The organism is Gemmiger formicilis, from assembly GCF_016901605.1.
In the GTDB taxonomy this organism is placed as follows: Bacteria; Bacillota; Clostridia; order Oscillospirales; family Ruminococcaceae; genus Gemmiger; species Gemmiger formicilis_B.
Genome location: NZ_JACJKP010000180.1, coordinates 1 through 5,840, shown reverse-complemented (window position 1 = coordinate 5,840; position 5,840 = coordinate 1). Strand labels below are relative to the sequence as shown.

Annotated in this window: 5 protein-coding genes; 4 read left to right on the top strand and 1 reads right to left on the bottom strand. The window is 57.7% G+C overall.

The genetic code is table 11. From position 1 onward, the window contains the following. The 4 genes from H6B10_RS12140 to galE all read left to right on the top strand — a co-directional run. Window positions 1-1,655, top strand: a 1,655-nt coding sequence (locus tag H6B10_RS12140) for an AAA family ATPase (protein WP_204651843.1), incomplete at its 5' end; no start/stop codon positions are given. Window positions 1,656-1,674: 19 nt separating this feature from the next. Further along, window positions 1,675-2,664, top strand: coding sequence for a hypothetical protein (locus tag H6B10_RS12135; protein ID WP_204651842.1), 990 nt, complete (start codon window positions 1,675-1,677; stop codon window positions 2,662-2,664). A gap of 18 nt (window positions 2,665-2,682) precedes the next feature. After that, on the top strand, window positions 2,683-3,618 hold the full coding sequence (locus H6B10_RS12130; protein WP_204651841.1) for a helix-turn-helix domain-containing protein: 936 nt from the start codon (window positions 2,683-2,685) through the stop codon (window positions 3,616-3,618). 71 nt (window positions 3,619-3,689) lie between these two features. Continuing rightward, entirely contained in the window at window positions 3,690-4,715 is a 1,026-nt protein-coding gene (galE, locus tag H6B10_RS12125) for a UDP-glucose 4-epimerase GalE (protein WP_204651840.1), read from the top strand. Window positions 4,716-4,851: 136 nt separating this feature from the next. Here galE and H6B10_RS12120 read toward each other — a convergent pair whose 3' ends face one another. Further along, window positions 4,852-5,625 carry a helix-turn-helix domain-containing protein gene (locus tag H6B10_RS12120; RefSeq protein WP_204651839.1) on the bottom strand — a complete coding sequence of 258 codons (774 nt, stop codon included), beginning with the start codon at window positions 5,623-5,625 and terminating at the stop codon, window positions 4,852-4,854. Window positions 5,626-5,840: the final 215 nt, after the last annotated feature.

Below are 5,840 nucleotides of genomic sequence, written 5' to 3'. Positions count from 1 at the left end.
GCACCCAGTTCCGCGGCCAGTTTGAACAGCGGGTCAAGGGGCTGATCAGCGAAGTAAAGGCTGCCGGCAACATCATCCTGTTCATCGATGAGATTCATTCCATCGTGGGTGCGGGAGATTCCGATGGCGCCATGAATGCGGCCAATATTATGAAGCCCGCCCTTTCCCGCGGGCAGGTGCAGGTGATCGGTGCGACCACCTTTGCCGAGTACCGCAAATATATTGAAAAGGATTCTGCGCTGGAACGCCGCTTTCAGCCTGTGAAGGTGGAAGAACCTTCCATTCAGGATACCATCGAGGTGCTCAAGGGCATCCGTGTCTATTACGAAAAACACCACTGTGTCCGTGTGCCGGACCCCATTGTGACCGGTGTGGTGAAACTGTCGGAACGCTATATCACCGACCGTTTCCTGCCGGATAAGGCCATCGACCTGCTGGATGAATCCTGTGCCTGCTGCAACCTGCGCCATCCTGAGATTACTCAGCTGATCGAAACCCAGCGCCGGGTTGCCGAACTGGAAGCGCAGGAGCATGAACTGGAAAATCCCGAACCGGAAAACGGTCAGGATGCGGCCATCGATTATGAGGCTTTGGCTTCGGTCAAAACGGAACTGGCGCAGCAGCGCGAAAAACTCCCTGCCCTGCAGCTGAAAGTGGCCGAAATCGAAGTGACGGTGGACGATGTGGCCCAGGTGGTGGAACTCTGGACCGGCATCCCGGCGGTCAAAATCAAAGAAACGGAATACGGACGCCTGCAGGGGCTGGAAGATGCCCTCAAGAGCCATATCATCGGCCAGGATGAGGCGGTCCACGCGGTGGCGGGCGCCATCAAGCGTGCCCGTGCCGATCTTTCCGGACGGCATCGCCCTGCCAGCTTTATCTTTGTGGGCCCCACCGGCGTGGGCAAGACCGAACTGGTAAAGCAGCTGGCCAACCAGCTATTTGATACGGTGGACCCGCTTATTTCCATCGATATGAGCGAATATATGGAGAAGTACGCGGTTTCCCGCCTGATCGGTTCGCCTCCGGGCTATGTGGGCTATGATGAGGCCGGCCAGCTGACCGAGAAGGTGCGCCGTCACCCCTACAGTGTGGTGCTCTTTGACGAAATCGAAAAAGCACATCCCGATGTGATGAATATTCTTCTGCAGATTCTGGACGAAGGCAAAATCAATGACGCCCAGGGACGCACGGTGGATTTCTCCAACACGGTGATCTGCATGACCTCCAACGCCGGTTCTACCGACCAGAGCGGTGCCACCGGTTTTGGCAAAAAGCTGGAAGTGGCCAGCGCCGATAAGAGCATGAAAGCGTTGCAGGAGTTCCTGCGTCCGGAATTCCTGGGACGTGTGGATGAAGTCATTACCTTCCATCCGCTCAGCGAGGAAAATCTGGAGAAGATTGCCGCTTTGATGCTGGACGAATACAAGCCCGGATTTGCCGCCCATGGCATTACGCTGGAATACGGACAGCCTGCCCTGGCAGCCATTGTAGCACAAAGTTCTACCAAGTATGGCGCCCGTGAACTGCGCCGTACCATCCGGAAAGCCGTGGAAGATCCCATTGCCGAAGCCCTGGTGGACGGCCGCCTGGGTACAAACCCTGTTACGGTGGAACTGGTGGAACGGGACGGCAAACCCGAACTGAACTTCTGATACGAAAAACGAGGAAATCATGAAAAAACGTCTGGTAGCCCTGCTGCTGGTCCTGGTGCTGCTGTGCGGCTGCATGCCGCGCCGGCAGAGCGAGGTTGTGCCGGATATGCCCTCGGTAGGGGAACCGACCCCTTCACCGTCGCCGGAACCCACCCCCACGCTGCAGCAGGAAGGTGCCCTGTATGGCAGTGTACGGCTGCTGGAAGAACCGACGGTTCTGGTCAGCATTTATCTGAACGATGCTGCCACCGGCAGTATCTGGACCAGGGAAGCCCATGCACAGACCCAACAAAGTGTGGCCATGGCCGTGGACTGGATCTGCCAGGAGGCGAGCCGTTACGGTGTGACCCCGGAACTGTACTATGATGACGGAACGGACAACAGCCCGCTTTGCTATACCTATTCCATTCAGTCACGGCTGCGGGGCGGCATAGACTCGGAGGAGAGCAACGAATTTCTGGATGAAATGGATGCGCTCTGCGCTACGGTGGATACACAAGCTCTGCGGGATCAATACGGCACCGATCACATCGGATTCCTGCTGTTCCTGCCGGTTTCCGGAACGTCTTTCACCATGGCCCATTATGCAGACGATGATGTGAACTTTTACCATGAGTATTGCTGCATCTACCGGTATGATGCCTATGCGGCGGAACCGGAGCCGGAATCCCCGGCTACCTATGCCCATGAGATCCTGCACCTGTTCGGTGCGCCGGATCTGTATGCCGGCAGCAGCGATCCCTATGTAAGCGGAGAAATGACCGCCTATGTAGAACAGACTTACCCCGACGACATCATGTTCAGCACCTACGCTGCCGACGGCAGCAACGTATATACATCCATCGACAAGATCATCAGTCCGCTGACGGCGTATTGCATCGGCTTGACCGATACCTGCCCGGAACTGGAACTGTTCCCCGAACTGGCCGATGTGGAACCCGGTGTGTTCCGCTATGAAAGCGGTAGCACACAGGATTTCTGGTCAGAGAACGGAGCCATCGCGGTCTGACCGGCGAAGGGAGGCATTATGGCGGTCAATGAAGCGTTTCCGCTTCGTGTGGATGCGGTAACAACCGCCTGGGCGGGAGAGCGGCGTCTGGAAGACAGCATTGCCGCCGTGCAAACCCAGGGCTGGCAGCTTGTCTATGTGCGCAGCGGCTCGATTGAAGAACGCTGCAACGACAAAGTTGTGCTGCTGCGGGCCGGTGGAATCCTGCTGCATCAGCCGGAGGAAACCTTTGCCATGCGAAGCATTGGCGAGATTCCCCCGGAAGTGCTGCGGATGGACTTTTTTTGCTCCAGTTCCATAATGGACCGTTTTCGCGGGGCGGTATTCCACGCCGAACCGGCGGAGCAGCACGACCTGAACTGGCTGATGAAAGCCACACAGGAACTGTATGACCCGCCGCCCGTTCCCGGTGACAAGCCTACCCAGAAAGAGGATGTGCCCTTTGGGGCGTGCCAGCAGGTAGCCATTCATCTGGAAAATCTGCTGATCCTGCTGGCGCGGCGCTGCAAGCGGCCCCGCAAGCCCACCAGCCGTGTGCGGCGGGAACGGCGCCAGCTGGCGCTGATTGAAGCGGCCCGGGCGTATTTTGCCCAGAATCTGACCCATGAAGTGAAGGTGGACGAGGTTTGCCAGGCTGTAGGGTGTACCCGCACCCAACTGCAGCAGGCTTTCCGCAGCCGTCTGCGCCATACCGCTATGGAAGAGTTTGCCGCCATGCGCCTGGAATATGCTGCCCAGCTGCTGGCCCGCGGTGCGACCCCGGGAGAGGTGGCCGCACAGTTGGGGTATTGCTCCGGTGCGTATTTCAGCCAGAAGTTCCATGCCGCTACCGGAAATACCCCCAGCGCCTACCGCCGCATGCAGCAGGGGCTTCCGGCACGCCGCCAAAACAGGCAACAAAAAGACAAAGAGGCACCGAAAACGTCTATTCCCGAAACTGAGCAGAAAAAGTAGAATGATAGTAAAGGAACGGACAGCTCCTGCCCGTTAAAAAGCAACAAGAGAACATAAAGGAGACGATTGGTATGGCAATTTTGGTTAGCGGTGGCGCCGGCTACATCGGCAGCCACACCTGCGTAGAGCTTCTGGCTGCGGGTTACGACATCGTCGTTGCGGACAACTTCTACAATTCCTGCCCCGAGGCACTGGCTCGTGTCAAAAAGATCTCCGGTAAGGACTTCCGCTTTGTGGAAGCGGACATGACCGACAAGGATGCAGTGGAGAAAATCTTTGCCGATAATGCCGATATCGACTGCGTGATTCAGTTTGCAGCCTACAAAGCTGTGGGCGAGAGTGTCTCCAAGCCCATCGAGTATTACAGCAACAACCTGAACTGCACCCTGAACATCCTGGATGTTATGCGCCGTCACAACTGCCATAACATTATCTTCTCCTCTTCGGCTACCGTCTACGGCGACCCCGCCAGTGTGCCCATCCGGGAGGACTTCCCCGTGGGCGGCACCACCAACCCCTACGGCACCACCAAATCCTTTACCGAGCGCATCCTCACCGACTGCTGCGCTGCTGATCCGGAACTGAATGCCGCGGTGCTGCGTTACTTCAACCCCATCGGTGCGCATCCCTCCGGACTCATTGGCGAGGACCCCAACGGTATCCCCAACAACCTGGTGCCCTATATTGCCAAAGTGGCGGTGGGCAAGCTGGAAAAAGTCCATGTTTTCGGCAATGACTATCCCACCCATGACGGCACCGGCGTGCGGGACTACATCCATGTTGTGGACCTGGCCCGTGGCCATGTGGCGGCTGTCAAGAAACTGGAAGAAAAGCCCGGTCTGTTCATCTGTAATCTGGGCACCGGCCACGGCTACAGCGTGCTGGATGTGATCCATGCCTTCAGCAAGGCCTGCGGCAAGGAACTGCCTTATGTTATCGATCCCCGCCGCCCCGGCGATATTGCCGAGTGCTGGTGTGATCCCACCAAGGCCAAGAACGAACTGGGCTGGGAAGCACAGTACGGCATTGACGAGATGTGCGCTCACAGCTGGAACTGGCAGAGCCACAACCCTGACGGCTACAAGACCGCCGAATAATTTCCGCTATAAAACCACAGGCGCAGCCCATTGGGCTGCGCCTGTTTTGTGTATGGAATAAAAGTGCTGTCGGACCGTGGTATGGCTTGTAAATTGCAAAGGCAGTCTGCAAACGGAACAGAAGTCCGTCCGTGCCTTATACAAACATCTCCTCGCTGCGGGGCGGCAGTTTGGGCACCGCCGGGGGCGGGGCCGCCGCAGCGCGCCAGGCGGCAGGGGAAACCCCTATTTCCCGTTTGAATACACGGCACAGATAATTGGCACCGGAAAAACCCGTCAGACCGGCGATCATTTCCAGGTTGTACTCATCGGTCAGCAGCAGCGTTTTTACGGCTTCAATCCGCACATTGGTCAGGTATTTGCCGGGGGGCACACCCAATGCCTGCTTGAAGGCCCGCACCAGATGGCTTTTGGTCACGCCCAATTGCTCACTCAGTTCCTCCACGCCATACAGAGCCATATAATTCTGACGGATGGCAGTCAGGGCTTCGGCTACAAGCGCGGGCAGCGGACGGGCGGTTTCATCCGCCTTGCCTACGGCACACAGCAGGGCATAGGCGATGGGGGCGGTGGTGCCGCTTTGCAGCTGGGCCAGCAGTTCGGCAGCCCCCGGGCAGGAGGCACCGTCCGCCCATCGGGCATCCCCCAGCCGTAGCAGGTAGGCGTCGGCACAGTAGCCGGTCAGGCAGGCGGCCACCAGGTGGCAGTCGCTTTGGGGCGTCAGGACCAGGGGGGCGGCACCCAGCAGAATGTCGCCGCTGTGCCCGGCCTGTTCGCAGCCTTCCAGCAGGCAGTCCCCGCGGGAAAGTACCCCGATCCAGAGCCCGGTCCCGTCCAGTGTGGCAGGGGCCTGACCGTCCATTTCGGCCGTTTTGGTACAGGCACAGTAAATTTCCGGCTCAAATATCAATTTCGACACTCCAATATCAATAAAATGCTATTTTCAAACACATTTTAACCTGTTATTATAGTCGTGTCAAGTAAAACAGCCCCGGCCACGGGGCACGAACACCATATTTGGAGGGTTTTGTCATGGCTTCTATCAGCTGCCGTCACGTTAAAAAGGTTTACCCCGGTAACGTTGTTGCCGTTCCCGATTTCAGCCTGGAAATCGCCGATAAGGAA